Origin of the sequence: Kitasatospora sp. NPDC059827 (assembly GCF_042731675.1) — a bacterium.
GTDB lineage: Bacteria > Actinomycetota > Actinomycetes > Streptomycetales > Streptomycetaceae > Kitasatospora.
Map to the genome: position 1 here is coordinate 49,619 of NZ_JBHWIV010000001.1, position 25,505 is coordinate 75,123.

At 74.7% G+C, this 25,505-nt stretch carries 28 protein-coding genes; 17 read left to right on the forward strand and 11 right to left on the reverse strand.

All coding sequences use genetic code 11. From position 1 onward, the window contains the following. Positions 1–123: 123 nt before the first annotated feature. Complete coding sequence (locus ACFV8H_RS00200) at positions 124–813, reverse strand: alpha/beta fold hydrolase (protein WP_380395794.1); 690 nt, start codon at positions 811–813, stop codon at positions 124–126. A 330-nt stretch (positions 814–1,143) separates the two neighbouring features. Between ACFV8H_RS00200 and ACFV8H_RS00205 the strand changes: the two genes are divergently transcribed. Continuing rightward, positions 1,144–1,278 carry a hypothetical protein gene (locus ACFV8H_RS00205; RefSeq protein WP_380395795.1) on the forward strand — a complete coding sequence of 45 codons (135 nt, stop codon included), beginning with the start codon at positions 1,144–1,146 and terminating at the stop codon, positions 1,276–1,278. Between the two features lie 8 nt (positions 1,279–1,286). Here the strand turns inward: ACFV8H_RS00205 and ACFV8H_RS00210 are convergent, their stop codons facing one another. Then, on the reverse strand, positions 1,287–2,456 hold the full coding sequence (locus ACFV8H_RS00210) for a PQQ-binding-like beta-propeller repeat protein (RefSeq protein WP_380395796.1): 1,170 nt from the start codon (positions 2,454–2,456) through the stop codon (positions 1,287–1,289). A 130-nt stretch (positions 2,457–2,586) separates the two neighbouring features. On the opposite strand from ACFV8H_RS00210, the gene ACFV8H_RS00215 reads away from it, so the two are divergent. Beyond that, positions 2,587–2,976 carry a VOC family protein gene (locus tag ACFV8H_RS00215; protein ID WP_380395797.1) on the forward strand — a complete coding sequence of 130 codons (390 nt, stop codon included), beginning with the start codon at positions 2,587–2,589 and terminating at the stop codon, positions 2,974–2,976. Positions 2,977–3,009: 33 nt separating this feature from the next. On the opposite strand, the gene ACFV8H_RS00220 is transcribed toward ACFV8H_RS00215, so the two are convergent. From ACFV8H_RS00220 to ACFV8H_RS00230, 3 genes are all read right to left on the reverse strand, one after another. Further along, complete coding sequence (locus ACFV8H_RS00220; RefSeq protein ID WP_380395798.1) at positions 3,010–3,231, reverse strand: hypothetical protein; 222 nt, start codon at positions 3,229–3,231, stop codon at positions 3,010–3,012. A gap of 95 nt (positions 3,232–3,326) precedes the next feature. Continuing rightward, positions 3,327–4,223, reverse strand: coding sequence for an aldo/keto reductase (locus ACFV8H_RS00225; protein ID WP_380395799.1), 897 nt, complete (start codon positions 4,221–4,223; stop codon positions 3,327–3,329). Beyond that, positions 4,220–5,113 (reverse strand): NAD-dependent epimerase/dehydratase family protein, encoded by an 894-nt coding sequence (locus ACFV8H_RS00230; protein ID WP_380395800.1) that lies wholly within the window; start codon positions 5,111–5,113, stop codon positions 4,220–4,222. Before ACFV8H_RS00230 ends, ACFV8H_RS00225 begins: the two co-directional genes overlap by 4 nt. A gap of 167 nt (positions 5,114–5,280) precedes the next feature. On the opposite strand from ACFV8H_RS00230, the gene ACFV8H_RS00235 reads away from it, so the two are divergent. The 3 genes from ACFV8H_RS00235 to ACFV8H_RS00245 all read left to right on the forward strand — a co-directional run bounded on the left by ACFV8H_RS00235 (position 5,281) and on the right by ACFV8H_RS00245 (position 8,740). Next, entirely contained in the window at positions 5,281–6,204 is a 924-nt protein-coding gene (locus ACFV8H_RS00235; protein WP_380395801.1) for a LysR family transcriptional regulator, read from the forward strand. Between the two features lie 374 nt (positions 6,205–6,578). After that, on the forward strand, positions 6,579–7,400 hold the full coding sequence (locus ACFV8H_RS00240; RefSeq protein ID WP_380395802.1) for a nucleotidyltransferase domain-containing protein: 822 nt from the start codon (positions 6,579–6,581) through the stop codon (positions 7,398–7,400). A 122-nt stretch (positions 7,401–7,522) separates the two neighbouring features. Then, positions 7,523–8,740 (forward strand): glycosyltransferase, encoded by a 1,218-nt coding sequence (locus ACFV8H_RS00245; protein WP_380395803.1) that lies wholly within the window; start codon positions 7,523–7,525, stop codon positions 8,738–8,740. Between the two features lie 98 nt (positions 8,741–8,838). Here the strand turns inward: ACFV8H_RS00245 and ACFV8H_RS00250 are convergent, their stop codons facing one another. Next, entirely contained in the window at positions 8,839–9,753 is a 915-nt protein-coding gene (locus tag ACFV8H_RS00250) for a hypothetical protein (RefSeq protein WP_380395804.1), read from the reverse strand. Continuing rightward, positions 9,750–10,283 carry a SigE family RNA polymerase sigma factor gene (locus ACFV8H_RS00255; protein ID WP_375892080.1) on the reverse strand — a complete coding sequence of 178 codons (534 nt, stop codon included), beginning with the start codon at positions 10,281–10,283 and terminating at the stop codon, positions 9,750–9,752. The genes ACFV8H_RS00250 and ACFV8H_RS00255 overlap by 4 nt, the downstream gene beginning before the upstream one ends. Positions 10,284–10,384: 101 nt before the next feature. Here ACFV8H_RS00255 and ACFV8H_RS00260 point away from each other — a divergent pair, with 101 nt between their 5' ends. The 10 genes from ACFV8H_RS00260 (at position 10,385) to ACFV8H_RS00305 (ending at position 19,316) form a co-directional block, all read left to right on the forward strand. Further along, positions 10,385–11,152 (forward strand): alpha/beta fold hydrolase, encoded by a 768-nt coding sequence (locus ACFV8H_RS00260; RefSeq protein WP_380395805.1) that lies wholly within the window; start codon positions 10,385–10,387, stop codon positions 11,150–11,152. Positions 11,153–11,327: 175 nt separating this feature from the next. Beyond that, positions 11,328–12,116: an alpha/beta fold hydrolase gene (locus tag ACFV8H_RS00265; RefSeq protein ID WP_380395806.1), complete on the forward strand. Its 789-nt coding sequence runs from the start codon at positions 11,328–11,330 to the stop codon at positions 12,114–12,116. 448 nt (positions 12,117–12,564) lie between these two features. After that, complete coding sequence (locus ACFV8H_RS00270) at positions 12,565–13,500, forward strand: urea transporter (RefSeq protein WP_380395807.1); 936 nt, start codon at positions 12,565–12,567, stop codon at positions 13,498–13,500. Between the two features lie 98 nt (positions 13,501–13,598). Next, the gene (locus ACFV8H_RS00275) at positions 13,599–13,904 is read left to right on the forward strand and encodes an urease subunit gamma (RefSeq protein WP_188310190.1); all 306 of its coding nucleotides are present in this window, start codon (positions 13,599–13,601) and stop codon (positions 13,902–13,904) included. A gap of 3 nt (positions 13,905–13,907) precedes the next feature. After that, on the forward strand, positions 13,908–14,783 hold the full coding sequence (locus ACFV8H_RS00280; protein WP_380395808.1) for a sirohydrochlorin chelatase: 876 nt from the start codon (positions 13,908–13,910) through the stop codon (positions 14,781–14,783). A 23-nt stretch (positions 14,784–14,806) separates the two neighbouring features. Continuing rightward, positions 14,807–15,250 carry an urease subunit beta gene (locus ACFV8H_RS00285; protein WP_380395809.1) on the forward strand — a complete coding sequence of 148 codons (444 nt, stop codon included), beginning with the start codon at positions 14,807–14,809 and terminating at the stop codon, positions 15,248–15,250. Next, a complete protein-coding gene (gene ureC / locus ACFV8H_RS00290) occupies positions 15,250–16,974 on the forward strand; it encodes an urease subunit alpha (protein ID WP_380395810.1) in 1,725 nt (574 codons plus the stop codon). The genes ACFV8H_RS00285 and ureC overlap by 1 nt, the downstream gene beginning before the upstream one ends. Next, positions 16,971–17,687: an urease accessory protein UreF gene (locus ACFV8H_RS00295; protein WP_380395811.1), complete on the forward strand. Its 717-nt coding sequence runs from the start codon at positions 16,971–16,973 to the stop codon at positions 17,685–17,687. Before ureC ends, ACFV8H_RS00295 begins: the two co-directional genes overlap by 4 nt. Before the next feature lie 46 nt (positions 17,688–17,733). Then, on the forward strand, positions 17,734–18,354 hold the full coding sequence (gene ureG, locus ACFV8H_RS00300; protein WP_380395812.1) for an urease accessory protein UreG: 621 nt from the start codon (positions 17,734–17,736) through the stop codon (positions 18,352–18,354). After that, entirely contained in the window at positions 18,351–19,316 is a 966-nt protein-coding gene (locus ACFV8H_RS00305; RefSeq protein ID WP_380395813.1) for an urease accessory protein UreD, read from the forward strand. The genes ureG and ACFV8H_RS00305 overlap by 4 nt, the downstream gene beginning before the upstream one ends. Before the next feature lie 76 nt (positions 19,317–19,392). Here the strand turns inward: ACFV8H_RS00305 and ACFV8H_RS00310 are convergent, their stop codons facing one another. Next, positions 19,393–19,887, reverse strand: coding sequence for a MarR family winged helix-turn-helix transcriptional regulator (locus ACFV8H_RS00310; RefSeq protein WP_380395814.1), 495 nt, complete (start codon positions 19,885–19,887; stop codon positions 19,393–19,395). 80 nt (positions 19,888–19,967) lie between these two features. On the opposite strand from ACFV8H_RS00310, the gene ACFV8H_RS00315 reads away from it, so the two are divergent. Both ACFV8H_RS00315 and ACFV8H_RS00320 read left to right on the forward strand, forming a co-directional pair. Further along, positions 19,968–20,831 carry an NmrA/HSCARG family protein gene (locus tag ACFV8H_RS00315; protein WP_380395815.1) on the forward strand — a complete coding sequence of 288 codons (864 nt, stop codon included), beginning with the start codon at positions 19,968–19,970 and terminating at the stop codon, positions 20,829–20,831. Positions 20,832–20,910: 79 nt separating this feature from the next. Beyond that, a complete protein-coding gene (locus ACFV8H_RS00320; protein WP_375892060.1) occupies positions 20,911–22,536 on the forward strand; it encodes a serine/threonine-protein kinase in 1,626 nt (541 codons plus the stop codon). 36 nt (positions 22,537–22,572) lie between these two features. Here ACFV8H_RS00320 and ACFV8H_RS00325 read toward each other — a convergent pair whose 3' ends face one another. The 3 genes from ACFV8H_RS00325 to ACFV8H_RS00335 all read right to left on the reverse strand — a co-directional run bounded on the left by ACFV8H_RS00325 (position 22,573) and on the right by ACFV8H_RS00335 (position 25,374). Continuing rightward, positions 22,573–23,031: a protein phosphatase gene (locus tag ACFV8H_RS00325; protein ID WP_380395816.1), complete on the reverse strand. Its 459-nt coding sequence runs from the start codon at positions 23,029–23,031 to the stop codon at positions 22,573–22,575. 83 nt (positions 23,032–23,114) lie between these two features. Next, positions 23,115–23,954, reverse strand: coding sequence for an SDR family NAD(P)-dependent oxidoreductase (locus ACFV8H_RS00330; RefSeq protein ID WP_380395817.1), 840 nt, complete (start codon positions 23,952–23,954; stop codon positions 23,115–23,117). Between the two features lie 37 nt (positions 23,955–23,991). After that, on the reverse strand, positions 23,992–25,374 hold the full coding sequence (locus tag ACFV8H_RS00335; RefSeq protein WP_380395818.1) for a LuxR C-terminal-related transcriptional regulator: 1,383 nt from the start codon (positions 25,372–25,374) through the stop codon (positions 23,992–23,994). Positions 25,375–25,505 lie beyond the last annotated feature (131 nt).

Genomic DNA, 25,505 nt, shown 5'->3' on the forward strand with positions numbered 1-25,505 from the left:
CTGGCTTTTTTTTAAAACCCCCCGGCCCCCCCCCGCCCCCCCGGCCCCCCCCCCCGGCCCCCCGGGTGGCGGGGCACCGCGCCCCCCCCCCCCCCCCACTCCCCGGCCTCCTGTTCGCCGCCGCTACAGCGCGGTGCGGTACGCCTCCAGGCGCTCGGCCAGTTCCTCCGGGTGGCCGAGCATCGGCAGGTGGTCGCCGGGCATCTTGTCCGGCTCGATGCCGAGCCGTTCGACGGCAAGCCGCCGCATGAACTCCACCGGGAAGAACCGGTCGCCGACCGACAGCAGGACCTCGGTCGGCACCTGCGGCCAGGCTTCCAGCGGCCACGGGTCGCCGAACGGCGCAGCTGCTTGCGGTTGCTGATGATTCGTCAGGAGTTCGGCGGCGAGCTCCGCCGGGGTGTCGTGCAGGTAGAGGGCGACCGGGTCCTCCTCGGTGCCCTCGGGAACGCCCCGCTGCCGGTCGGCCTCCTGTCGGGCCGCGCCGTACCCGGTGGTGTCCCACCACGCGCCCGGCGTCTCGCCCGGGGCCGGGATCTGGGCCTGGAGCATGACCAGCAGGTCCACCGGCACCCGCGCGCACACCAGCGGCCCGGTGAACCCGCCGAACGAGTGCGCCACGACGACGAGTTCGGTCCGGTCGCCGATCGCCCCGACCACCGCGTCCGCGTACGCGCCGAGCCCGGCCGACTCGTCCCCGCACGGCAGGTCCGGCGCGATCACCTCATGGCCCCGGCCGCGCAACTCGGCGGCCAGCGGCCCCCAGTACCACGCGTCCGCCGCCGCGCCGTGGATCAGTACGTACGTCGCCACCGTGCCCAACCTCCGTCTGCTCGGGAACTCGCCGCTCTCCGGTGCCAGGTGACCCCGTCACAAGCTACTCGCCCGCACCGGCCGCCCATCGGTTCCCACGACGGCCGGGCGCACGGCGGAACCCCAGGGCATGCCCGCCCGGACACCTTCGGCGCCTGTGGAGATCGGGGCGGCCTCTGGAAACCCGGGTGCTCGAACGCTTCGGTCGTGCCTACGATCGCCGGCATGGAGCGACACGTGCCCAGCGGGCTCGGTCCCGTGGACGGTCATGCTGCCCGGTGCTGGGAGCGGGGGGATGCCGGGCACGACCGGAGCATTCGGCTCCACCCCGTGCATCCGGACCGGAACCTCGCGCGGTACGTCGAGCGGATCGAGGCGGCCGGGTGGCGGCTGGTGGAGCGGACGTACCGGGACGACGGGGCTCACCGCCGGTGCTCGATGCGGTTCGCCCGTGGCGCCGGGTGAGCCCGGCCTCAGGTCAGGGTGCCCAGGGCCTGGAGGCCGGTGCGGCTGCTGCGGTAGACGGTGGAGCCGGCGGCGGCCAGCGAGACGTAGGTGTACCCGGTGCCGGAGCGGAGGTTGTCGGGGGCGTCCTGCCAGCGCGGGCTGCCGGTGGTGAGGTCGAAGGCGAACAGCCGGTCGTCGTTGGTGCCGACGTAGGCGACGCCGTTCGCGGTGGTCATCGAGCTCTCGCCGCGGCCCAGGCCCAGGGTCACGGTGGCCGTCCAGCGCGGCTCGCCGGTCTCCGTGTCCATCCCGACCAGCTGCGTCCCGCTGAGGAAGCAGACCGTCCCGTCCGCGGCCGACAGCGGGTGGTTGGTCGCGCCGCGCTGCATGCGCTGCCAGCGCACCCGGCCGGTGGCCGCCTCCAGTGAGCAGACCCACGTGGTGGTCGGGGTCCAGCCGGCGTACGTGAGCAGGACGGCGCCCCGGTGGACGACGGGGGTGGTGTTGACGCCGGGGACGGTCTCCTGCACCCAGCGCTGCTCGCCGGTGCGCGCGTCGAAGGCGCGGGCCCCGGCCCCGCCGGTGTACACGGTGTCGCCGTCCGCGACCAGGAAGTCCCCGGCACCCGACGCCTTGCTCCAGCGCGCTTCGCCGGTGGCCGGGTCGTGGGCGTGCAGTGCGCCCCCGTGGACCGCGAACACGAGGCCGCCGCCGACGGCGACCGGGGTCTGCTCGGCGGGGAGCTCGGCCCACTCCGGCACCGGCACCTGCCAGCGCACCTCGCCGGTGGCGGCGTCCAACGCCTGCAGCCCGGTCGAGGTGGCCGTGTACACGGCGCCGTCGCCCACCGCCGAGGGGCGGCCGCCCGCGGAGGAGGAGACGGCGTCGGGTGAGTCGACCGCCCGGCTCCAGCGGACGGCGCCGGTGCGGGGGTCGAGCGCGCGCAGGTTGCCGTCGGACCCGGAGACGTAGAGGTCCCGCTGCGGGCCGTCGGTCAGGAGGAGCCGCCCGTTCGCGGCCGTCGTGCTCCAGAGCCGGGGGCCGTGCTCGGCGCTCCGGTCCGCCCACCAGCGGGCCCCGCCCGCGACGGCGAGCGCGCCGATGCCGCCCGCCGCGCTCAACAGCAGCCGCCTGCGGTTGATCTGGTTGACCTGGGGGCGGGCCGGCGGGTTCTGGGCTGCTGCATCGGGATTCACTCCGTACAGGACTTCGTACCCGCTCGGATGGTTCCCGGCGCGCAACCCGGTGGCGGGCGGGGCGCAACCCGGTGGCGGGCGGGGCGCAACCCGGTGGCGGTCGGCGCGGGAATCGGGGAGGCTCGGGCGCATGGTCTCGGTATTGCAGAACGTGGCGGTCGACTGCGCGAACGCCTATGAACTGGCCCGCTTCTGGAGTGAGGTGACGGGCCGACCGCTCGGTCCGGACGACCGGCCCGGCGACGAGGAGGTGGCGGTGATGCTCACGGAGGGCCCGGTGCTGTACTTCAGTCAGGTGCCCGAGCCCAAAACGGCCAAGAACCGCCTCCACCTGTGCCTGCGCCCGGAGGGCCCGCGCGACCAGGAGGTGGCACGGCTGCTGGAGCTCGGCGCCACCCTCGTCGCCGACCGCCGCGAGCCGGACGGCGCCGGGTGGGCGGTGCTCGCGGATCCCGAGGGCAACGAGTTCTGCGTGCTCCGCAGCGCCGCCGAGCGGGCCGCCACGGAGGCGGGGGCCTGAGCCGCCGTTCGACCTCCTCGCCGACGGCCGGGATCAGTACAGGTACGGCTCGCCGATGAGGGCCGCGCCGACCTGCGCCGCCAGCCACTCGGCGTGGACGTCGTCGCCCGCGTGGAGGTAGAGCACGTGGTGCGGCGTCCACGGGTGGTCGAGGTCCTCGGCCTCGTGGTGGGTGTTGACCTGGAGGTGGGCGTGGTTCGCGGTCCGCGCCGGCCCGAGTGCGGGCACGGCCGGCCAGCAGAGGTCGTGCGACATGCCGCCCAGTACCACCGGGCGCGGTGGTGGATCACCAGCGGATATGTCGCGTCCGGACGGCCTCCTGTTCCTCACTACGGTTGTCGTACGGGCGACTACAGGTGCAGTGTCGCCAGTTCCTCCGCCGTCAGCACGAGCTCGGCCGCGGCGGCGGAGTCGCGGATGGAGGCGGGTCGGCGGGCGCCGGGGATCGGCAGGACGCCGGGGGACTGGGCGAGGTGCCAGGCCAGGCAGATCTGCTGGGGGCTGACGCCCCGGGCGCGGGCGAGGGCGTGGAACGGGGTGTCGGTCGGCGGCGCGGCGGCGCCCGGGTCGTCGACGGCGCTGGCGGAGATGCCGCCGAGGGGGCTCCAGGGGAGGAAGGCCAGGCCGAGCGCGGTGCACAGGTCGAGGGTGTCGCGGGTGGCGGTGTACGCCGGGGAGAACCGGTTCTGCACGGAGACCAGGTGCGGGCCGAGGATCTCCCGGGCGGTGCGGATCTGCGCGCAGTCCACGTTGGAGATGCCGACCAGCCGTACCGTCCCCGCGTCCACCAGCTCGCGCAGGGCGCCGACCGAATCGGCGAAGGGCACGGCCGGGTCGGGCTTGTGCAGCTGGTAGAGGCCGATGGCCTCGATGCCCAGCCGCGCGGCCGAGGCCCGGGCGGCCCGGCGCAGGTGGCGCGGATCGCCGTCGACCGTCCAACTGCCGTCCCCGGGGCGCCCCCGCCCGCCCTTGGTCGCCACCAGCACGCCGTCCGTGCCGCCGCCGTACGCGGCCAGGGCGCGGGCGACCAGGCGCTCGTTGTGGCCCACCTCGTCCGCGTGCCAGTGGTAGGAGTCGGCGGTATCGATCAGCGTCACGCCCGCGTCCAGGGCGGCGTGCACGGTGGCGACGGCCTGCTCCTCGGCCGGGCGGCCCTCGACCGACAGGGGCATCGCGCCCAGGCCGATCGCGCCGACGCCGAGGCCGCCGATCCGGCGGGTGACGGGAGTCGTGGGGAGCGTGCTCATGCGTGGGCCTCCTTGACGGCCTGGGGCAGCCAGTCGGTGACGGGGGAGAAGCGGAAGCCCTGGTGGGCCGCCCGGCCGGTGTCCATCGCGTAGCAGTGGTCGAAGGAGAACGGGGAGTGGGACTCGCCCGCACCGGCGACGGTCAACTCCGGCTCCCGGCCGACCACCTGGCCGACCACGGCGGACAACTCCCTTACGTCCAGGGCCTCCGGGGAGGCCGCGTTGACCGGGCCGGTGAAGTCCGCCTGCGCGGCCCAGGCCAGGAACCGGGCGATCTCCGGCGCGTGGACGAAGGACGCGCGCTGCGGCGACGGGTGCACGGCCACCGGCAGGCCGCGCCCGATCCGCTCCACGTAGTGCGCCAGCCGTCCGGTGAAGTCGGCGCCGCCGAGGACGTGCGCGGTGCGGACGGTGACCAGGTCGAAGGGGGCCAGCCGGGTGAGCAGGGCCTCCGCCTGGCGCTTGCCCTCGGCGTAGTTCTCCGACCGGAACTCCTGCTCGGACCAGGGGAGTCGCAGGTCCACCTGCTCGGCCGACAGGTCGAGCGCCTGCTCCGGCAGCGGCGCGCCGCCGGGGCGGCCGAGGTGGGCGTAGACCTCGACGGTGGAGGTGAGCAGGTAGCGCGGGGTGCGGTCGGCGAACACCCGCGCGGCGACGGCCGCCTGGACGGGCGTGTAGCAGACCTGGTCCACGACGGCGTCGAAGCGCCGGTCGCCGAGCGCGGCGTTCAGCGCGGCCTCGTCGTTGCGGTCGGCGCGCAAGTGGGTCACGCCCTGCGGGGCGGGGACCGAGCCGCGGTTGACCACCGTCACCGCCGCGCCCGCGTCGCGGAGCTCCTCGATCAACTGCCTGCCGAAGTAGCGGCTCCCGCCGATCACGCACACGTCCATCGTTCGGATCCCCTCTGTCCGGCCCGGTTCCGTACCGTGCCGTCCCATGCCGTGCGGTCCCGCACCGTGCCGCCCCGCCCTCTGCGGGTCGGCTTCGATGGCTAGCCTGTCGCGAATCGGACGACAGCAGTAGTGTCGAGCTGGAGCCCCCGTCATAAGGAGAACTGGTGATCGACGTCCAGCGGCTGGCCGTACTGCGGGAGGTCGCCCGCCGCGGCAGCTTCAACCAGGCGGCGCAGGCCCTGCACTGCACGCCCTCGGCCGTCTCCCAGCAGGTCGCCGCCCTCGAACGCGGCCTCGGCGCGCCCGTCGTGGTGCGCTCCACCCGGGGCGTCACCCTCACCGACGCGGGCCGCCTGCTGGTCGAGGCGGCCGACGCGATCGCCGCCGAACTCGCCGACACCCGGCAGCGCATCGACCGGCTGACCGCCGAACGGACCGCGCTGACCATCGCCACCTTCGCCAGCGGCGGCCGCCGCCTGCTGCCCGCGGCGCTCGCCGCCTTCGCCGCCGACCACCCCGAGGTGGAACTGACCGTCCTGGAGGCGGAACCGGAGGAGAGCCTGCCCGCCGTCCGCGAAGGCCGGGCCGACCTCGCCCTCGCCTACCACCTCGACGGACCGCCGCCCAGCCGCCCCGGCGACCGCTCCGGCCTGGACTGGACCCCGCTCGGCGCGGACCCGCTGCGGGTCGTCCTGCCCGTCCGGCACCCGGCCGCGATCCGCTACCGGGACCGGCCCGAGCCGCCGCACCTGGCCGAACTCGCCGACCAGCGCTGGATCCTGGGCTGTCGCAAGTCCGCCGGCCAGCTCACCCACCACGCCGCCCTGGCCGGGGTCGAGCTGCGGATCTCCTGCACCGCGACCGACTACGAGTTCGCCCAGTCCCTCGTCCGGGGCGGGATCGGCATCGCCCTCATCCCCGAGATCGGCCTCGCCCCGCACCCCGACCTGGTCGCCCTCCCCCTCGCCGAACCGGGCCCCCGCCGCCACCTCGGCCTCGCCCTCGCCCGCCGCCGCCGGGGCCACCCCGCCCGCCTGGCCGAGGACCTGGCCGCCCACCTGGCCGGCGGAGCGGCAGGCGGGTCCTGACGCAACGGGCTCTCGCGGCCCGTGTGTTCACGGCCGGGCCGCGAGTGGCTGCGGGGCGCCGGCGGGCGGGCGGGCGGGCAGGCCGGTAGCCGGGCAGGCCGGGCAGGCCGGGTAGCCGGACAGTCGGAGGGCGGGATCGCGGTGGGGCGAGCTGACGCCCCGGCGGCTGGTGGGGCCGGAGCGGCGGTTCGCCGAGGTGGTGAGCCGGCTCTGCCGTGCCGACTGCCAGGAGGAGGAACAGCGAGACCCGGAGGCGCACCGGGCCTGGGAGAGGGAGATGTCGGCTGCCGCGCCCGCCTTGGCGGCGGAGGCCGTCCACGGCGCAGCCCGCCGGGCCGGAATGCGCTGGCCCGGGGGGCGGTGGGCGGGTCAGGATGGGCGCCATGCAGGCGATCACCGAGCACATCGAGCACATGGCGGCCCGACTGGCCGAAGTCCCGGGCGTGGTGGGGGTGATGCTCGGGGGCAGCCGGGCGCGGGGGGAGCACCGTCCGGAGTCCGACTGGGACCTCGGGGTGTACTACCGGGGCGAGTTGGACCTCGCCGCCCTGGGGGAGGTGGCGGGCCGCGGGGTCGAGGTCGCCGGGCCCGGCGGCTGGGGGCCGTGGGTGAACGGTGGGGCGTGGCTGCGGGTCGACGGGGTCGCCGTGGACTGGATCCTGCGGGACCTCGACCGGGTCGAGCGGGTGTGGGCGGACTGCCGCGCGGGCCGCTACGAGGTCGGCGTGCAGGCCGGGCACCCGCTCGGGTTCTGGTCGCCCTGCTACGTCGGTGAGCTCGCGCTCGGTCGCGTACTCGCCGACCCGGCAGGGGAGTTGGCCACCCTGCGGGCGCAGGTCGCGGACTATCCCGAACCGCTGCGGGCGGCCCTGACGGCCGGGGCCTGGGAGGCGGAGTTCCTGGTCGGCGCAGCCGCGAAGGGTGCGGGGCGGGGCGACGTGCTGTACGTGTCGCTCTGCGTGTCCCGGGCGGTCGGCGTGCTGGTGCAGGGGCTGTACGCGCGGGACCGGCGCTGGTGCCTGAACGAGAAGGGCGCGCTGGCCGTCGCCGGTCAACTCGACTATGTGCCCGCCGACTTCGAGGCCCGGGTACGTCAACTGCTCGGCTCCGCCGGGGAGACGCCCGAGGCGCTGGCCGCGACGGTGGAGCGGGCGCGGCAGTTGGTCGGGGAGGTGGTGGCGGTCCTGCGCGGATGACCGCACGCGCTCCCCGCCACTCTCAAGCTATAGCGCACGGGGGGCCTTGCCGCAAGGCCCCGGTCGTGCCGCAGAATCTCCCCCTCCAGGGCGGTCCCTGGGGAGAACGGAGGAATGTCAGGATGCGCGTGGTGCTCTCCACCTATGGTTCGCGCGGTGACGTCCAGCCGCTGGCGGGACTCGCGGTGAAGCTGCGGGAACTCGGCGTGCCGGTGCGGGTGTGCGCTCCGCCGGACGAGGAGTTCGCCCGGCGGCTGGCCGTCGACGGGGTCGAGCTGGTTCCGGTCGGGCCGGCCGTGCGGGCAGCGGTGCGGGCGGCCGCGCAGGGGGCGCCGCCCGCGCCCGGGGACTTCCCCCGGCGGGTGGCCACGATGGTCGGGCAGTTCCACGAGGCCGTCGCGGCGACCGCCGGGCCGGGGGACACGGTGGTGGCCACCGGGCTGTTCCCGGCGGTGGCCGGCGCCCGGTCGGCGGCCGAGACGGTCGGCGCCCGGTTCCGGTACGTCGCCCTCCAGTCGATCATGCTGCCCTCCCCGCACCACCCGCCGTTCGAGTACCCGGGCCACCCGCATCCGCCGGGGGTGACGGACAACCGGGAGCTGTGGCAGGAGAACATCCGCACCATGGACGCGCTGTTCCGCGAGCCGGTCAACGCCCACCGGACCTCGGTGGGCCTGCCCGCCGTGGACCGTGTGCGCGACCACATCCTCACCGACCGCCCCTGGCTGGCCACCGACCAACTCCTCGGCCCATGGCCGGAGTTCGCCGGGAGCACGGTCGTGCAGACGGGGGCCTGGCTGCTGCCCGACCACCGCCCGCTGCCCGCCGGACTGTCCGCCTTCCTGGACGCCGGGGAGGCCCCGGTGTACGTGGGCTTCGGCAGCATGCCGATGCGCGGCGCGCCCGACGCGGCCCGCGACGCGGTGACGGCCGCGCGGGCCCTGGGGCGGCGGACGGTGCTCGCCCGGGGCTGGGCGGAGCTGGCCCTCGCCGACGGCGGGGGCGACTGCTTCGCCGTCGGCGAGGTCAACCAGCAGGCGCTGTTCCCCCGGGTCGCCGCCGTCGTCCACCACGGCGGCGCGGGCACCACCACCGCGGCCGCCCTGGCCGGGGTCCCGCAGGTGGTGGTCCCGCAGATGGTCGACCAGCCCTACTGGGCGGGCCGCGTCGCCGAGTTGGGGATCGGCGTGGCCCACGACGGGGCCGTCCCCACCGTCGATTCGCTGACCACCGCGCTCCGAGCGGCGCGGGCCCCGGAAGTCGTCGCGCGGGCGACGGCGCTCGCACGCGAGATCCGTACGGACGGGGCGGAGGTGGCGGCGAGGCTGCTGCTGGGCTGACGACCCGGGCGGAACCAGGAAGCCAGGGACCAGGACGTCAGGAACCAGGACGCCAGGACGTCAGGACGTCAGAAACCAGGACGTCAGGAACCAGGACGTCAGGACGTCAGGAACTGCGACCCCGAGTCCGGCAGCTTGGCGCCGTTCCGGTCGAAGAACTCCCACAGCTTGGCCGTCTTGCCCGCCGGCCGGGCCACCACGACCGTGCGCAGCGGCAGTTCGCCCACGGTGACGATGGTCGGCTCGGTGACGCTCCCGTCCGTCCAGGTGACCTTCACCCGGGCGATGTCCGGGCCGAGGCTGAGCGCGACGATCTCGCCCGGCGCCACGGTGTCGCCCTTGCCGCGGGCGCCTTGGAGGCCGCCGGAGATGTACGCGCCGCTGCGGGGGTCGAGCTTGCCGGGGGCAGGGGTGATGCCCTCCGAGTCGTGGCTCTGCCGGACCCCGTCGACCGTGAAGTAGGTGTTGATGACGTCGGAGCCGGCGTCGTAGTACTGGTCGACGTACTCCGGGGTGGGCTTGCCGACCGCCGAGTCGTACGGGCTGCGCTCCTGCCACACGGCGAGGGCCTGCTCGTACGCCCGGTCCTTGGGCGCGGTCGGCCACACCGCCTGCCACAGCTTCCACTCTTTGCCGTCCGCCGTGGTGCCCTGCCCGAGCACCACCCGGAGCGGGGTGAACGGGTCCCGCGCGGCCGGGGTGGTGGGCGTGCCCGCCGTGGGGCTCGGCGGGCCGCCGGTGCCGGAGCCGTGGCCGGTGCCCGCGGCGACCAGCGGCTGGGAGGCGGCCGGGGCCGGCCGCAGCTGGCTGATCGCCCCGCCCGCCAGCAGCACCGCCGAGGCCAGCGCCACGGCGCCGACCGCCGTCCGGCGACGGCGCCGGATCCGCCGGCCGCCCGCCACGATGTCCGCCACCGGCACCGGTCCGATCCGCGCCGTCGACGCGGCCTCGGCCAGGCCCAGCCCGACCCACAGATCGGTGTCCTTGCCCGCTTCCGGGTTCTCCATGGTCATACCGCCCCTCCGATCTCAGTCCTGTCCATCGTTTCCACCAGCGCCGGGACCAGCCGCAGCTTCGCTATGCCCTTCGCCGCGTGGCTGCGCACCGCGCCCACCGAGCAGCCCATCGCCAGTGCCGTCTGGCTGTCGCTCAGGTCCTCCCAGTGGCGCAGCACCACCGCCTCGCGTTGGCGCGGCGGCAGGGTGGCGAGCGCGGCCAGCAGCGCGCCGCGCTGGTCGGAGCGGGCGAAGCCGTCCTCCGGCCCCGCCGCGTCCGGCACCGCGTCGACCAGCAGCTCCGGCGGCCGGCGGCGCCAGCGGCGGGCGTGCTGGTTCACCAGGATCCGCCGTACGTAGGCGTACGGATCGTCGGCCCGGCGTACCTTCGACCAGGCCGCGCAGGCCTGTTCCGCCGCCGACTGCACCAGGTCCTCGGCCGCGTACTGCTCGCCGGCCAGCAGGAACGCCGTCCGCACCAGCCGTGGCCAGGCCGCGACGATGAACGTCTGGAACTCCTCGTCCCGTGTGTTCTTCGGTTCTCCCATGAGCACCTCCTCACCCACCAAGAGCCCACCCGGGGCCGGAAGCGCTTACTCCGCGGAGAAAAGGTTCGCGCCCCACCCTTCCCACGGCTACCATCCGCCGCATGATCCTCTCCCATGACGATTCAGGTGCCGGACCGGCCGTCCTCCTGCTCCACTCCGCGGTGTGCGACCGGCGGATGTGGGACGCGCAGTGGCAGGCGCTGCTCTACGCCGGCCACCGCGTCGTCCGTTGCGACTTCCGCGGCTTCGGCGAGACGCCGCTCGCCGACGGGCCGTACGCCGCCGGTGCCGACGTCCTCGCCCTGCTCGACCATCTGGGCATCGAGTCCACCGCGGTGGTCGGCGCCTCGTACGGCGGGCGGACGGCCCTGACGGTGGCGGCGCTGCGCCCGCAGGCGGTCACCGCGCTGGCGCTGCTCGGCGCCGGCCGGCCGGGCCACCAGCCCTCCGAGGCCCTGCGGGCCTTCGGTGCCGAGGAGGAGGCGCTGGTGGAGGCGGACGACCTCGACGGCGCCGTCGAGCTCAACGTCCGCACCTGGCTGGGCCCGGAGGCCGACGAGGAGACCCGCGCGTTCGTCCGCCGGATGCAGCGCCACGCCTTCGAGGTGCAGTGGGACGCGACGGGCGGGCCGGAGCAGGAGGAGGCCGACCTGGCCCGGATCACGGCCCCTACCCTGGCCGTCGCGGGCGCCCACGACCTGCCGGACTACCGCGAGATCGCCGCCGAGCTGCCGGGCCTGATGCCGAACGCCCGGCACGTCCGCCACCTCGAACTGCCCTGGGCCGGCCACCTGCCGAGCCTGGAGCGCCCGGCGGAGGTGACGGCACTGCTGACGGACTTCCTGCGGGAGTCCTCGGCGGCGCGGTAGCAGGGCGCCGGCCGGGCGGTGGCGGCGCGCCGGCGGGGCCGCAGCAGCGCGGCGGCAGCCCGGTAGCAGTGCGGTGGTGCGTGTGCGGCGGTCCGGGCCGGGGCGGCTCCGGCGAGTATCGGCCAGGGGGTGAAAAGGCCGGACTCGAACGTGCGTCGGGGGCCATCATGGACGGGTGCACTTCACCTCGGAGACCAGCTCGGACGGCGTCCTGGAACGCCCTTTCGTCCTCGACGGCGTACCCGGCGTGCTCTGGCAGCCGGACGGCTCCGGCCCCGACGGCCCTCCCGGCCCTGACGGTGCGGGCCCCGGCGCACGGCCGCTGGTGCTGCTCGGGCACGGCGGCGGGGGCGGGCAGGACCGGTGGGGGCCGCGGGAGCGGGCGCTGCGCTGCGCGCGACGGTACGGGTGGGCGACGGTGGCGATCGACGCGCCCGGGCACGGCGAGCGGGCGCGCACCGCGCAGGACGAGCGGTTCGCCACCGAGATCGGGCAGTTGCTGGCGGCCGGGCGTCCGGTCAGCGCGTGGGTGGCCCGGCACACGGCGGCGCTCGCGGAGCGGGCCGTGCCGGAGTGGCGGGCGGTGCTGGACGCCCTGGCGGACGCGACGGGGGAGGGCCTGGGGCCGGTCGGCTACTGGGGGTTGTCGCTCGGCACGGTGATCGGCGTCCCGCTCGCGGCGGTCGAACCCCGCATCGTGGCCGCGGTGTTCGGCCTGGCGGGGAACGCCGCGCTGGCGGAGGCGGCCGGGCGGGTGACCGCGCCGGTGGAGTTCGTCCTCCAGTGGGACGACGAACTCCAGCCGCGCGAGGGCGCGTTGGCGCTGTACGGGGCGCTGGGCTCGCGGGAGAAGACGCTGTACGCCAACGCCGGGGGCCATCTGGCGGTGCCCGGGTTCGAGGCGGCGGCCTCGGAGGGCTTCCTGCTGCGCCACCTCGGCGGCGGGGCGCCGGCGGCGGCCTGACCGGAGCCGTGTGCGCCGGCGCCCCGATCCGACCACATTTCCGCCACATCCACCCGGCGCTTCACAGCTTTCCCACAGCCTTCCCACGGTTTCCGCTGTCCGTATTGCCGGGATCAGTGGAATTTGTCAAGAATCAATTGGCATGGTCATATTCCGGCGCTTGTCGAGGGCGAGTAAAACTTCGCAAAGAATTGCCCTCCGCAACCACTCTGCCGGGCGTTGATTTCAACAGAATGTTGCAGCTCAGCGGCCCTGCCGTCACCCACCGTCGATTTGGTGTGACCCACCGCGCCCATCCCGCTCCGCAATCCGCAGGAGTACGGTTCCCAACGAATCGCCGAACGGGCTCCCGAGCAATCTCCCGAGCCCCCTCGGCCGTACCGGGGAATTGGTGCGCCGCATGGGTCTGCAAAAGGGTGGGGAAGGAGTCCCGGAAGGGGTTCCGCCGGTGGTCCGTCCGCTATCCGTCAAGTTGGTCGTCGAAGTCCTGCGCGGTGTCGCCCAGGTCGATTTCATGCCGTCCGCCGTGTGCGGACTCCTCTTCGTCGTCGCACTGTTCGCCGCCGGCTGGCAGTACGGCGTCTACGGCCTGCTGGGCAGTGCCGTCTCCACCGCCGCCGGGTACGGTCTCCGGCTGCGGCGGGACACCGTCGAGGCGGGGCTGACCGGGTGCAACGGGTGCCTGGTGGCGCTCGGTTGCGCGGTGTTCCTCGACCCGGGCCGCCCGGCCACGGTCGTGGTCGCGGTGCTCGGCGCGGTGGTCGCCGTGGTGGTGACCGCCGGGCTCGGGGTGCTGCTGGAAGGGCGTGGACTGCCCGCGCTGACCGCGCCGTTCTGCCTGGTCGCGACCGCCGTCACGGTGGCCGCGCCCGGCTTCCGACGGCTGTGGCCGGAGAGCGGCGGCCCGGCCGCGCTGCCCGTACCGGCCACCGGCGGCACCGGCCTGAGCTGGGAACACCTCTGGCACGGGTTCTTCGCCAACATCGGCCAGGTCTTCCTCATGCCCCAGTGGTACGTCGGCCTGCTGTTCCTGGCCGGGCTGTTCGCGGCCGGCCGGCTCGCCGGGCTGATGGCCTGCGTCGGCAGCGCCACTGCACTGCTCACCGCCCGGGTGTTCGGCGCCCCGGCGGAGGCGGTCGAGCAGGGGGTGCTCGGCTACAGCAGCGTGCTGGTGGCGCTGGCGCTGTGCGGGGTGTTCGTCGCCCCGGACGGCTGGAGCGCGGCCTACGCCGTGCTCGGCGCGGCGGCCGCCACGGTGCTGACCCCGGCGCTCGGCGCGGTCACCGCGCCGTTCGGCGGTCACGCCTTCACCTGGCCGTTCGTCCTGACCACCCTGCTGTTCCTGGCGGCGGTGCCGGCGATTCCCCGACTGCGTCGGATCTGAACCCGCACTCGCCCTAACCTGGTATTCCGTCGGCCAACTCCCCTGCAATTCCTATGACTTGCATTTCGTCGGATTCTCGGAAAGGAGAAGTGGTTCCGATGAACCTCTCCCCGCGTGAGATGGACAAGCTCTACATCTACGTCGTGGCCGATCTGGCCCGCAAACGCCGCGACCGCGGCGTCAAACTCAACTACAGCGAGGCCTGCGCGCTGATCAGCGAGGCCATCATGGAGGGGGCCCGGGACGGCCGCACCGTCGCCGAGTGCATGGAGATCGGCAAGCAGGTCGTCAGCAACGCCGAGGTCATGCCCGGCGTCCGCGAGATGCTGCCGCTGCTCCAGGTCGAGGCCGCCTTCCTGGACGGCACCAAGCTGGTCTCCTGTCACGACCCCGTCGGTGCCTGACCCATGACCGCACCACAGTCCGCCACGGTCGTGCTGGCCGGCGGGCACGAGAGCGATGGCGGCCGCGACCTGGCCGCCCTGGTCGGGCACCCGCCCGGGGTGGGCTCGCCCGTCGTGGACGCCGCCGCCGCCGGGCGCCCGCTCGCCGAAGCCGTCCGGTCCGCCCTGGCGGCCGGGGACGGGCCGGTGTGCGTCGTCCCGATGACCCTCGGTCGCGACCCGAAACTGATCGCCGACACCGCCCGCGCGCTGCGCTGGCTCGCCGCCGGCGAGGGCCGCGGACGGCTCGCGCTCACCGCACCCTTCGGCGCCGCCGAGCACCTGATCGGCTGGCTGCGCGCCGCCGCGGCCACGGCCGGCGACGGGGACGCCGTCCTGGTCACCGCCCCGGCAGCCGGGCCCTTCGAGGACGCCGAACTGTTCCGGATCGCCCGGCTGGTCCGCCAGTACGGGCGCCACCACCGGGTCGAGGTCGCCTTCACGGGCGGCGACCCCGACCCGGCCGAGGGCGTCGAACGCTGCCGGCTGCTCGGCGCCGAGCGGGTCACGGTCGTCCCGGCCTCCTTCGGCACCGCGCTGCCCCCGGGCCCGACCGGCGAGGGCGTCCGGGACGGCGGCCCGCTGCTGCGCCCGGCCGCGATCGCCGGAGTGGTCGCGGCCCGCACGGCGGCGGCGCTGCACCTGCTCGGCCACGGCGAGGACGGCATCCTGGCCGGCCTCGACGCCGAGCACGGACACGGCTACGCCCACAGCCACGGCCCGGGCGAGGCGCACCACCACCACGGCCACCCGCACGCCCCCACGCACCCGCACCTCCACCCCCATGCAGACACCCACCCCCACCCCCACGCACCAGCACCCGCACACACCCCCCACTGAACCGGCAGAGAGGAAGGCCAGCCATGTCCGGTGGCGCCGCATACCTGTACGGCGACGACCCGGTGGAGATCAACGCCGGCCGCGCCAAGGCCACGATCACGGTCAGCAACACGGGCGACCGCGCGATCCAGGTCGGTTCCCACTACCACTTCTTCGAGGCCAACCGCGCCCTCGACTTCGACCGCAACGCCGCCTTCGGCAAGCACCTCGACATCCCGGCCGGCACCGCCGTCCGCTTCGAGCCGGGTGACACCAAGGACGTCACCCTGGCCGAGTTCGGCGGGCACCGCCGCCTGGTCGGTTTCAGCAACCTCGTGGATGGCGGCATCACCGCGCGCGACACCCGTGCCCGGGCCATCGACCGGGCCATCGCGCGCGGCTTCAAGGGCACCAACCTCGACCTCAAGGACGACGACCTGCACGGCAGGGACTTCCACACCCGGACCCACTCGGAGGGCGACCGCTGATGGCCATGCTGTCCCGCAAGCAGTACACCGACCTCTTCGGCCCCACCGTCGGTGACCGCTTCCACCTGGCCGACACCAACCTCGTGGTCGAGGTCGAACAGGACTTCAACCAGGGCCACTACGGCGACGAGGCCGTCTACGGCGGCGGCAAGGGCATCCGCGACGGCATGGCCCAGGACCCGGCCGCCACCTCGGCGCAGGGCGCGCTCGACCTGGTGATCACCAACGTCGTCGTACTGGACCCGGTGCTCGGCGTGGTCAAGGGCGACATCGGCGTCAAGGACGGCTTCATCACCGCCGTCGGCAAGGCCGGCAACCTGCACACCCAGAGCGGGGTGCACCCCAAGCTGGTGATCGGCCCCGGCACCGAGGTGATCTCCGGCGAGCACCTGATCGCCACCGCCGGCGGCATCGACACCCACATCCACTTCATCGCCCCGCAGCAGGCCCAGGAGGCGCTGAGCAACGGCATCACCACCCTGATCGGCGGCGGCACCGGCCCCTCCGACGGCACCAACGGCACCACCTGCACCCCCGGCCCGTGGAACATCGGGCGGATGTACCAGGCGGTCGAGGACCTCCCGGTCAACGTCGGCCTGCTCGGCAAGGGCAACGGCTCGCTGCCGGGCGCGCTGCGCGAGCAGGTCGAGGCCGGGGTGTGCGGGCTCAAGGTGCACGAGGACTGGGGCAGCACCCCGGCGGCCATCGACAGCGCGCTGCGGGTCGCCGACGAGTACGACGTGCAGGTGGCCATCCACACCGACACCCTCAACGAGTCCGGCTTCTTCGAGGACACCCTGTCCGCGATCGACGGCCGTACCATCCACACCTTCCACACCGAGGGCGCGGGCGGCGGCCACGCCCCCGACATCATGCGGATCGCCGGCGAGCCCAACGTGCTGCCGTCCTCCACCAACCCGACCCTGCCCTACACCGTCAACTCGGTGGACGAGCTGCTCGACATGGTGATGGTCTGCCACCACCTCAGCCACGACATCCCCGAGGACGTATCCTTCGCCGACTCCCGGGTGCGCGCCGAGACCATCGCCGCCGAGACCGTGCTGCACGACGAGGGCGTCATCTCGATCTTCTCCTCCGACTCGCAGGCCATGGGCCGGATCGGGGAGTCCTTCACCCGCGCCTTCCAGACCGCCCACCACTGCAAGGCGCAGCGCGGCAAGCTGGACGGCGACAGCGAGCGCAACGACAACGTCCGGGTGCTGCGCTACCTCGCCAAGCTCACCATCAACCCGGCGATCGCCTCCGGCACGGCCGAGCACATCGGCTCGCTGGAGCCCGGCAAGCTCGCCGACATCGTGCTGTGGCCGATCAACTCCTTCGGCGCCAAGCCCAAGCTGGTCATCAAGGGCGGCCTCATCAACTGGGCGCTGATGGGCGACCCCAACGCCTCGCTGCCCACCCCGCAGCCGGTCTACTACCGGCCCATGTACGGGGCGTTCGGGCGGGCCAAGCAGGCCACCCGGATCACCTTCATGTCCCAGGCCGCCGTCGACCTCGGGGTGCCGAAGGAACTCGGCCTGGACAGCCGGGTGCTGCCGGTGCGGCACTGCCGCTCGGTCGGCAAGCAGCACATGGTGCGCAACGACGCGCTGCCGAAGATCGCGGTCGACCCGGAGACGTACAAGGTCACCCTGGACGGCGAGCCGGCGACCATCGAGCCGGCCCGCGAACTGCCGCTCAACCACCTGTTCTACCTCGCATGAGCAGTGCCGGCCCGGGGCCCACCGACGCGGGGCTGGACGCCCTGCTGGTCAGCCTCCAGCTGACCGACTCGGCCTTCCCCAGCGGCTTCTACACCCTCTCGCACGGCCTGGAGGGCTACGCCCAGGCCAAGGCCGTCACCGCCGACACCATGCCGGTGCTGCTCGCCGACCTGCTGCGGCACAGCGTCGGACCGGCCGACGCCACGGCGCTCGCCCTGGCCCACCGGGCCGCCGGCGCCGGGGACTGGGCGCTGCTCACCGAGACCGACCAGCGGCTGCACGCCACCAAGCTCAACCGCGAGCTGAGGCTCGCTGCCACCCGCACCGGGCGCCAACTCCTGGACATCGCCCGGGAGTCGGTGGGTGGCGAGCCGCTGGAGCGGTACGCCGCCCTGGTCGCGGACAAGCGCGCCCCCGGCTGCCAGGCGGTGGCCGCCGGGGTCGCCTACGCCTCGGCCGCCGTCCCCGTCGAACAGGCCGTGGCGGGCGACCTGTTCGCCTTCTGCACCAGCTTCGTCGGCGCCGCGCTGCGGCTGCGGCTGACCGACCACCGCAAGGCGCAGGTGGTGCTGCGGGCCACCGCCCCGGTCATCCGGGAGGTCGTGGCGGCCGCGCTGGAGCGGGAGTTGGCGGACCTCGGCGGCTGCGTGCCGGTCGCGGACGCGATGTCCGGGCGGCACGAACGGGCCGAGGCCCGGCTGTTCGCGAGCTGAACACCCCGCTGAACGCTGGACACCCCTACGAATGGAGGAGGACCCCATGACCGAGAACGTGCTCCGGGTGGGCATCGGCGGCCCGGTCGGCTCCGGCAAGACGGCGCTCATCGAGGCGCTGGTCCCGGTGCTGATCGAGCGCGGCCACCGCCCGGCGGTCATCACCAACGACATCTACACCCAGGAGGACGCCCAGCACGTCCGCCGCACCCTCGCCGGGGTGCTCGACCCGGAACGGGTGGTCGGCGTCGAGACCGGCGCCTGCCCGCACACCGCCGTGCGCGACGACCCGACCATGAACCTGGCCGCCGGGGCCGAGATGCTGGAGCGCTTCCCCGACGTCGACACCCTGCTGTACGAGTCCGGCGGCGACAACCTGACCCTGACGTTCAGCCCGGTGCTGGTCGACCTCTTCCTGTTCGTCCTCGACACCGCCGAGGGCGAGAAGATGCCCCGCAAGCGCGGCCCGGGCATCACCGAGTCGGAGCTGCTGGTCATCAACAAGATCGACCTCGCCCCGTACGTGCGCGCCGACCTCGGCGTCATGGAGTCCGACGCACGGCGGGTCCGCGAGGGCGGGCCGGTGGTGCTCACCAACTGCCTGACGGGGGAGGGGCTGGAGGAGATCGCGACCTTCCTGGAGACCTTCCGCAAGGTCCCGGCATGACGGTGTCCGTGCGCGCCCCCGAGGGGCAGCGGCCGGTGCCCCGGCTCGACCCCCGGCACTACGAGCCGGCCCGGGTCCCGCAGGCGGTCCGCCGGTACGCCGGGACGCCCGACACCCTCGCGGTCGGGCGCCCCGGCAAGGTCGGGCTGCTGGAGCTGGCCTTCGAGCGGATCGGCGGGCGCACCGAACTCACCGGCCACTACCAGAAGTCGCCGCTGCAGATCATGCGCCCGCTGTACTTCGACCCGGCCCGCCCCGACCTCGCCGTCACCCTGCTGATGTCCACCGGCGGCGGCATCCTCCAGGCCGACCGGCTGCGTACCGACATCCGCTGCGGGGCCGACACGGCGGTCCACCTGACCACCCAGGCGGCCACCAAGGTCTACCGGATGGAGCACGACTACGCGACGCAGCTGGTCAACCTGGAGGCCGGGCCCGGCGCCTACGTGGAGTACCTGCCCGAGCCGGTGATCCCCTTCGTCGACTCGCGCCTCTACCAGCGCACGGTGCTCACCGTGGACCGGGGGGCGACCGTCCTGGCGGGCGAGACCGTCCTCGCCGGCCGCCTCGCCCGGGGCGAGCGCAACGCCTACCGGGTCTTCGCCTCGGACCTCGAAGTGCGGCGCCCCGATGGCGAGTTGGTGGCCCTGGACACCGTCCGGCTGGAGCCCGCCGGGGCCGGCGTCACCGGCCCCGCCGTACTCGGCGGCCACGACGTGATGTCCAGCCTCTACGTGCTCAGCCCGCTCGCCCCCGCCGCCCGGATCGCCGACGCGCTGTACGAGGCCCTGGCCGACCGCGGCCTGCTGTACGGGGTCAGCGTGCTGCCGCAGGACAGCGGCGCCTGGCTACGGCTGCTCGACTCCGACACCCGCGCCTGCGCCGCCGCCCTGCGGGCCGCCTGGGACGCCGTCCGCCGGCTGCTGATCGGGGCGCCGGCGCCGGAGCTGCGCAAGACCTGACGGGGCCGGGGCCGGGGGCGGGGGCGGGGGCCTTGCCGGGCCCGGGCGGCCCGGCGGGCCCGGAGCCCTGGCGGCCCTAGGAGTCCCGGTCGGCCCGGGGGCGCAGGTCCGCGTCGGCGAGGCGGGCGATCTGCCGGTGGCTGAGTTCGACCGTGCGGTTCATGTGCCGGAGCAGGAAGGCCAGCTCGTCCTCGCTGTCCTCGGCGAAGATCGCGGCCCAGTCGCCGCCGAGCTCGCGCCAGACCTCCCCGAAGCGCGCCAGTGCGTCGGGGAGGACGGCGACCAGCACCCGGCGGCGGTCGGCCTCGTCCCGCTGCCGGGCCACCAGGCCCGCCTTCTCCAGGCGGTCGACCAGTCGGGTCGCCGAGCCGCTGGTCAGTCCGGTCAGCTCGGCGACCCGGCCGGTGGTGACGGGGCCGTCCTCCAGGGTGAGCAGGTTGAGGCACTGGACGTCGGTCGGGTGCATGCCGAGGTGGTCCGCGACGGCCTGGTTGAACAGCACGTAGGAGGCCAGGTAGCGGCGCGAGAGCGGCCAGAGCCGGGCCAGCAGTTCGTCGCGGTGGGGCGTCATGGGGCCAGGGTAACCGGCAATCCGTTAATCATTTGCGCCGCGCAGAGATCTCTTCGTATGTTGTCTGCATGACGCAGATAATGTCTCGACCCCCCGTCGCCGTCACCGGAGCCACCGGCGCCCAGGGCGGCGCCACCGCCCGGGCCCTGCTCCGGGCCGGCCGCCCGGTCCGGGCCCTCACCCGCGACCCCGGCTCCCCGGCCGCCCGCGAACTCGCCGCCCTCGGCGCCGAGCCGGTCCGCGCCGACTTCGACGACCCGGCCTCGCTCGCCGCCGCCCTCGACGGCGCCGGGAGCCTCTTCGCGATGTCCACCCCGTTCGGGACGGACCTCGACACCGAGGTCCGCCAGGGCATCGCCCTGCTCGACGCCGCCCGCGCGGCCGGCACCGTCCGGCACGTCGTCCTCACCTCCGCCACCAACGCCGACCGCTCCACCGGCATCCCGCACTTCGACTCCAAGCAGCGCATCGAACAGCACCTCTCCGGCCTCGACCTGCCCTGGACGGTCATCGGCCCGGCGGCCTTCCTGGACAACTACGCCAACGACTGGACCCTCGCCTCGCTGCGCGAGGGGGTCCTCCCGTTGCCCATGCCCCCCGGCGTCCCGCTCCCGGTGATCGCCGCCGAGACCATCGGCGACTTCGCGGCCCACGTCCTGGCCCACCCGGACGACTACGCGGGGCGGCGCATCGACATCGCCTCCCAGTGGTGCACCGGCGAACAGATCGCCGCTGCCATCACGGCGGCGGCCGGCCGGCCGGTCCGCTGCCAGGAGGTGCCGCTGTCCGTCGTCGAGACCTACTCCCAGGACCTCGCCGCGATGTTCCGCTACTTCCAGGAGGTCGGCCTGGAGATCGACACCGACACCCTGCACGCCGAGACCCCGGCCGTCGAGTGGCGCACGCTGGAGTCCTGGGCCGCCGGGCAGACCTGGGACCTCTGACCCGCTCCGCCCCGTCGGCGAGGCCGGTGCGGGACCACCGGTGTCACCGATGACGGACCGCGCCCCTACGATGACCGTCATGAATTCTGGGGGGCCGGGGCTCCAACTCATCGACGGACGCTTCGAACTGGTGGAGCGGCTGGGCGGCGGCGGCATGGGACTGGTGTGGCGGGCACGCGACACCCTCCTGGAGCGCGAGGTGGCCTTGAAGGAGGTGCGCCCGCCCGACCCGGCCGACCTCGCCGGCGACCCGGGCGCGGCGGCGGTGCTGCGCGAGCGGGTCCTGCGGGAGGCCCGGTCGCTGGCCCGGCTCAACCACCCCCACGTGGTGACGATCCACCACATCGTCGACCGGCCCGAGTACCCGCACCCCTGGCTGGTCATGGAGCTGGTGACCGGCGGATCGCTGCACGACCGGCTCGCGCGCGGCCCGATGACGCCCCTGGAGGCGGCCCGGCTCGGCCGCGGGGTGCTGTCCGCCCTGAGCGCCGCGCACGCGGCCGGCATCCAGCACCGCGACGTCAAGCCCGGCAACGTCCTGCTGCGCCCGGACGGCACCCCGGTCCTCACCGACTTCGGCATCGCCGCGCTGTCGGAGGCGCCCAGCCTGACCACCACCGGCGCCCTGATCGGCTCGCCCGAGTACATAGCCCCCGAGCGGGTCCGCGGCGAGGAGGGCAACCCGGCCTCCGACCTGTGGTCGCTCGGCCTGATGCTGTACGTCGCGGTGGAGGGGCAGCACCCGCTGCGGCGCGCCACCACCCTCGCCACGCTGGCCGCCGTCCTGGACGAGCCGGTACCGGCCCCGGTACGGTCCGGGCCGCTGGGCCCGGTGCTCGCCGCCCTGCTGGTGCGGGACACGGCCGCGCGCCCCGACGCCTGGCAGCTCGACCGGCAGCTCGCCGACGCCGAGGTCGCGGCGGCGGCCGAGGCCCAGGCCGGGGCGGTCGGCACGGTCCGCCTGCTCCCGCCCGCGGCCGCCGCCGCGAGTGCCACCGCCTCGACGGCCACGGCCACCGCCCCGCCGCCGACCGGGTACGTCACGGGCCACCCCACCGGGCAGACCTACGGCCCGCCGCAGACCCTCGCCCAGGAGCCGCGCGACGCGACGCCCCCGCCCCGGCCCGGCAGGCTGCGCGGCGCGCTGCGCACCGGCTACCTGGTGCTGGTCCCGGTGCTGATGGTGAGCATCGGCTTCGCCGTCCAGCACTTCGCGGCCCGGGGCGGCGACAGCACCGCCACCCCGCCGGCGGCCTACCCGGGCCTGCTCACGCCGACGGGCGCGCGCGGCGCGATCCAGTCCATGAGCCAGAAGTCGGGCGGCCGCGCCTTCCTGGAGTTCACGCTCCGGCAGGACTCCGGCGACGCCCTCGTCGCGACCGCCGCCAACCCGAACCTCTACGACAGCCTCTCCTACCGCGACGGCAAGTCCACGCCCGGCATCCGCTCCGGCACCGTGGCCTTCGGCGAGAAGCCGCTGGACCTCCGGTCCGTCAACTGGGACGCCCTCCCCGCGCTGCTGCAACGGGCCGACGCCGAACTCGGCATCACCCACCCGACCAGCCACTACGTGCTCCTGCACGACGCCCAGGGGATGGGCGACACCGAACCGTCGCTGCTGGTGTACGTCGCGGACGCCTACGGCACCGCCTACCTCAGGGCGGACTTCGACGGCACGGTCGTGAAGGCGTACCCCCGCACCTGAGGACCGGTCGGTCCGGTCAGGGCCGTTCAGGGCCGGTCAGTCGGTCGAGGGCCGGGCCCAGCGCTCCACGAACTTCCGCTGCCAGGGCGTCTCCACGGCGTGCCGGCCGTAGTGCTCCCGCACGTACCCGACCGCCTCCGCCGCCGGCACGCCGTCCAACACGGCGATGCAGGCCAGGGCCGTTCCGGTGCGCCCGCGACCGCCCGCGCAGGCGAGTTCGACCCGCTCGCCGGTGCAGCGCTCCCAGGCCTCCCGGAAGGCGTCGGCGGCGTCCGTGCGGTCGGCGGGCAGCCGGAAGTCGGGCCAGCGCACCCAGCGGCTCTCCCAGGGGAGCGGCTTCGGTTCGCGCCCCAGCAGGTAGATGCCGAAGTCGGGGCGCGGGCCCGGCGGCAGCGGGTTGCGGACGCCGCGGCCGCGCAGCAGCCGCCCGGAGGGCAGGCGCAGCACGCCCGGGGCGTCGGGCTCCCAGCCGGTGGTGGACGTGTGGTCGGTCATGGTCGCCGGTGTCGCCTTTCAGCGGGGATGGCCGTCGCGGTGGCCGTTGCGTTGGCCGTTGGGGTGGCCGTTGGGGTGGCCGTTCAGAGGTCGGCGTGCCCGACGAGCTTCGAGCAGCGCTCCCACAGCTCGGCCCGGGCCCGCAGGTCGTAGGCCTGGCGGTTGGCGCGGGCCTCGCGCAGCCGGTCGTAGTAGCGGCCGGTGGTGCCGGTCAGGGCCGGGTCGGTGACCAGCCGGTGGGTGGCGGTGACGCCGTCCTCCAGGCTGTCGATGCTGTGGCCGATCTCCCGGAGCACCATCTTGGTGGGCATGTACGTCGACGGGTGGAGGCTGTTGACGGTCACTTCGGCGGCCGGCACCCGGGCGGCGAGCTCCATGCCGCAGGCGATCTGGGCGAGCTTGCTGCGGCAGTACGCGCTGGTGCCGTCGTAGCCGTTCTCCAGCATGAGGTCGTCGAAGTCGATCTCCTGCTGTCCGGCGGAGGCGACGTTGACGATCCGGGCGGGCGCGCAGGCGCGCAGCAGCGGCAGCAGTTCGAGGCTGAGCAGGAAGCCGGCCAAGTGGTTGACGGCGAAGCGCAGTTCGTGGCCGTCGGCGCTGGTGCGGCGGGTGCGGCCGTCGGGTTCGCCGGCGCCTATGCCCGCGTTGTTGACGAGGACGTCGAGCCGGCCGGTGGTGGCGCGGACCTCGGCCGCGAGGGCGCGGACCTGCTCCAGCTCGGCGAGGTCGGCGAGCAGGGTGGCCGGGCGGGCCGTCCCGTGGGCCTCGGCCACCTCCCGGGCGGTGCGGTCGAGCCGGTCCCGGTCGCGGCCGTGCAGCAGGAGGGTGGCGCCCTCGGCGGCCAGGCGGTGGGCGAGGGCGCGGCCGAGGCCGTCGGTGGAGCCGGTGATGAGAACGGTCCGCGGTGGGGTGGGCGTGGTCATCGGGACTCCTGTCAACGGGTGTGGCAGCGGATCCGGTTCAGGATGCCACGTGCAGCCGCGCGCCGCCGGGCATCCCGGCGCGGTGGGCGAGGGCGGCCGCCTCGCCGCGCGAGCCGACACCCAACTTGGCCAGGATGTTGGCGACGTGGAACTTCACCGTGGACTCGCTGATGTGCAGCTCCGCGGCGATGTCCCGGTTGCGGCGGCCCTGGGCGAGCTGGTCGAGCACCTCCAGTTCGCGCGGCTGGAGCCCGTCCAGCGGGTCGGTGACGGCGGTCGGCGAGGGCATGCCGAGCGGCAGCTCCACCGTCACGGTGGTACCCCAGTTGGGGACGGACTCGACCTCGTAGCGGCCGCCCAGGGCGGTGATCCGGTCGGCGGTGCGGTGGACGGCGAGGGCGTCCGAGGCGAGCAGCCCGAGGCCGTCGTCGCGCACCACGGTGCGCAGCGCGCCGTCCGCCGTGAACTGCCAACTCAGGTGCAGCCGACCGGGCTTCTCCTGCTCCATCATCAGCATGACGGCGCACTGCACGGCGGCCCGGGCGGTGTGCGCGGTGTCCGCGGGGATGGACCGGGTGGCGTCGGACGGCGGCGCGAGGTCGAGCCGGACCCCGGTGTGCCGCAGCAGCGGGCGCAGTTCGCGGGCGAGCCGGGCGAACGCGGCGTCGGCGGGCTCCTCGCTGAGCTCGCGGTCCAGGTCCGCGGCCCGGCGCAGGTCGAGCAGGGCGGTGACGGCCAGGTCGGTGGCGGCCCGGCGGGCGGCGCGGTCGTCCAGGTCGGCCGAACGCAGCGGCGCCAGGACGGCGGTCAGCGCGGCGCTGTGGGTGCCGGTGAACTCGGCGATGGTCCGGGCCCGGGTGACGGCCGCGGTACGGGAGATCATCGCCTGGCCGGGCGCGGCGTCGGTGGCGCGGTGCTCGGAGTGGGCGATCACCAGCTCGCACACCTGCTGGAGGACGGCGAGCGCACCGGCCGGCACCGGCGCGGCGTCGCCGCGGACCAGGACCAGCAGCACCTCCTTGTCGTCGGCCGGAGCGGCGATCACCACCACCGGCCGGGTCCGGCCCGCCAGTTCGGCCTCGCCCTGCCAGGGGCGGCCGGCCGAGGTCGTCCCGGCGGCCCGCTCGGCGAGCCGGGACAGCTCCAGCCCGGAGAGGCCGCCGACCAGCTCGCGCGGGCCGTGGGCGTTGGCGGGGGAGTAGGCGCAGACACCGCTGAGGTGGGCGATCGCGACGTGCGGGACGAGCGTGCGGACCACCGCCGACAGCCGCGGCACCACCTCGGGCCGGGGCGCGCGCAGCACCTCGACGGCCCGCGCCAGCGCGTCCTCGGGGCGGCCCCAGTGCTCCCGCCAGGCCTCGTCGGGGCCGGGGCCGTCCACCGCGTCCATGCCTTCGTGCGACTCCATGCCTGCGTCCATGCCCTTCACCCTAGTTCCGGGGCCGCCCCCGGCCGCCCCTCCCTTCGGCCAGGTGGAACTGTCCGAACGGCCGGCCGGGGGCCTGCGGCCGGCGCCGCAGGATGGAGCCGTCGGAACGAACAACCCCCGGA

Bases quoted from the DNA above. Each gene is read 5' to 3' on its own strand.
- ACFV8H_RS00245 (WP_380395803.1), top strand. From the start codon at position 7,523: ATGCGCGTGGTGCTCTCCACCTATGGTTCGCGCGGTGACGTCCAGCCG.
- ACFV8H_RS00315 (WP_380395815.1), top strand. From the start codon at position 19,968: ATGTCTCGACCCCCCGTCGCCGTCACCGGAGCCACCGGCGCCCAGGGC.
- ACFV8H_RS00275 (WP_188310190.1), top strand. From the start codon at position 13,599: ATGAACCTCTCCCCGCGTGAGATGGACAAGCTCTACATCTACGTCGTG.
- ACFV8H_RS00320 (WP_375892060.1), top strand. From the start codon at position 20,911: ATGAATTCTGGGGGGCCGGGGCTCCAACTCATCGACGGACGCTTCGAA.
- ACFV8H_RS00305 (WP_380395813.1), top strand. From the start codon at position 18,351: ATGACGGTGTCCGTGCGCGCCCCCGAGGGGCAGCGGCCGGTGCCCCGG.
- ACFV8H_RS00325 (WP_380395816.1), bottom strand. From the start codon at position 23,031: ATGACCGACCACACGTCCACCACCGGCTGGGAGCCCGACGCCCCGGGC.
- ACFV8H_RS00215 (WP_380395797.1), top strand. From the start codon at position 2,587: ATGGTCTCGGTATTGCAGAACGTGGCGGTCGACTGCGCGAACGCCTAT.
- ACFV8H_RS00330 (WP_380395817.1), bottom strand. From the start codon at position 23,954: ATGACCACGCCCACCCCACCGCGGACCGTTCTCATCACCGGCTCCACC.
- ACFV8H_RS00230 (WP_380395800.1), bottom strand. From the start codon at position 5,113: ATGGACGTGTGCGTGATCGGCGGGAGCCGCTACTTCGGCAGGCAGTTG.
- ACFV8H_RS00225 (WP_380395799.1), bottom strand. From the start codon at position 4,223: ATGAGCACGCTCCCCACGACTCCCGTCACCCGCCGGATCGGCGGCCTC.
- ACFV8H_RS00335 (WP_380395818.1), bottom strand. From the start codon at position 25,374: ATGGACGCAGGCATGGAGTCGCACGAAGGCATGGACGCGGTGGACGGC.
- ureG (WP_380395812.1), top strand. From the start codon at position 17,734: ATGACCGAGAACGTGCTCCGGGTGGGCATCGGCGGCCCGGTCGGCTCC.
- ACFV8H_RS00285 (WP_380395809.1), top strand. From the start codon at position 14,807: ATGTCCGGTGGCGCCGCATACCTGTACGGCGACGACCCGGTGGAGATC.
- ACFV8H_RS00220 (WP_380395798.1), bottom strand. From the start codon at position 3,231: ATGTCGCACGACCTCTGCTGGCCGGCCGTGCCCGCACTCGGGCCGGCG.
- ACFV8H_RS00295 (WP_380395811.1), top strand. From the start codon at position 16,971: ATGAGCAGTGCCGGCCCGGGGCCCACCGACGCGGGGCTGGACGCCCTG.
- ACFV8H_RS00240 (WP_380395802.1), top strand. From the start codon at position 6,579: ATGGGCGCCATGCAGGCGATCACCGAGCACATCGAGCACATGGCGGCC.
- ACFV8H_RS00255 (WP_375892080.1), bottom strand. From the start codon at position 10,283: ATGGGAGAACCGAAGAACACACGGGACGAGGAGTTCCAGACGTTCATC.
- ureC (WP_380395810.1), top strand. From the start codon at position 15,250: ATGGCCATGCTGTCCCGCAAGCAGTACACCGACCTCTTCGGCCCCACC.
- ACFV8H_RS00310 (WP_380395814.1), bottom strand. From the start codon at position 19,887: ATGACGCCCCACCGCGACGAACTGCTGGCCCGGCTCTGGCCGCTCTCG.
- ACFV8H_RS00250 (WP_380395804.1), bottom strand. From the start codon at position 9,753: ATGACCATGGAGAACCCGGAAGCGGGCAAGGACACCGATCTGTGGGTC.
- ACFV8H_RS00280 (WP_380395808.1), top strand. From the start codon at position 13,908: ATGACCGCACCACAGTCCGCCACGGTCGTGCTGGCCGGCGGGCACGAG.
- ACFV8H_RS00260 (WP_380395805.1), top strand. From the start codon at position 10,385: ATGATCCTCTCCCATGACGATTCAGGTGCCGGACCGGCCGTCCTCCTG.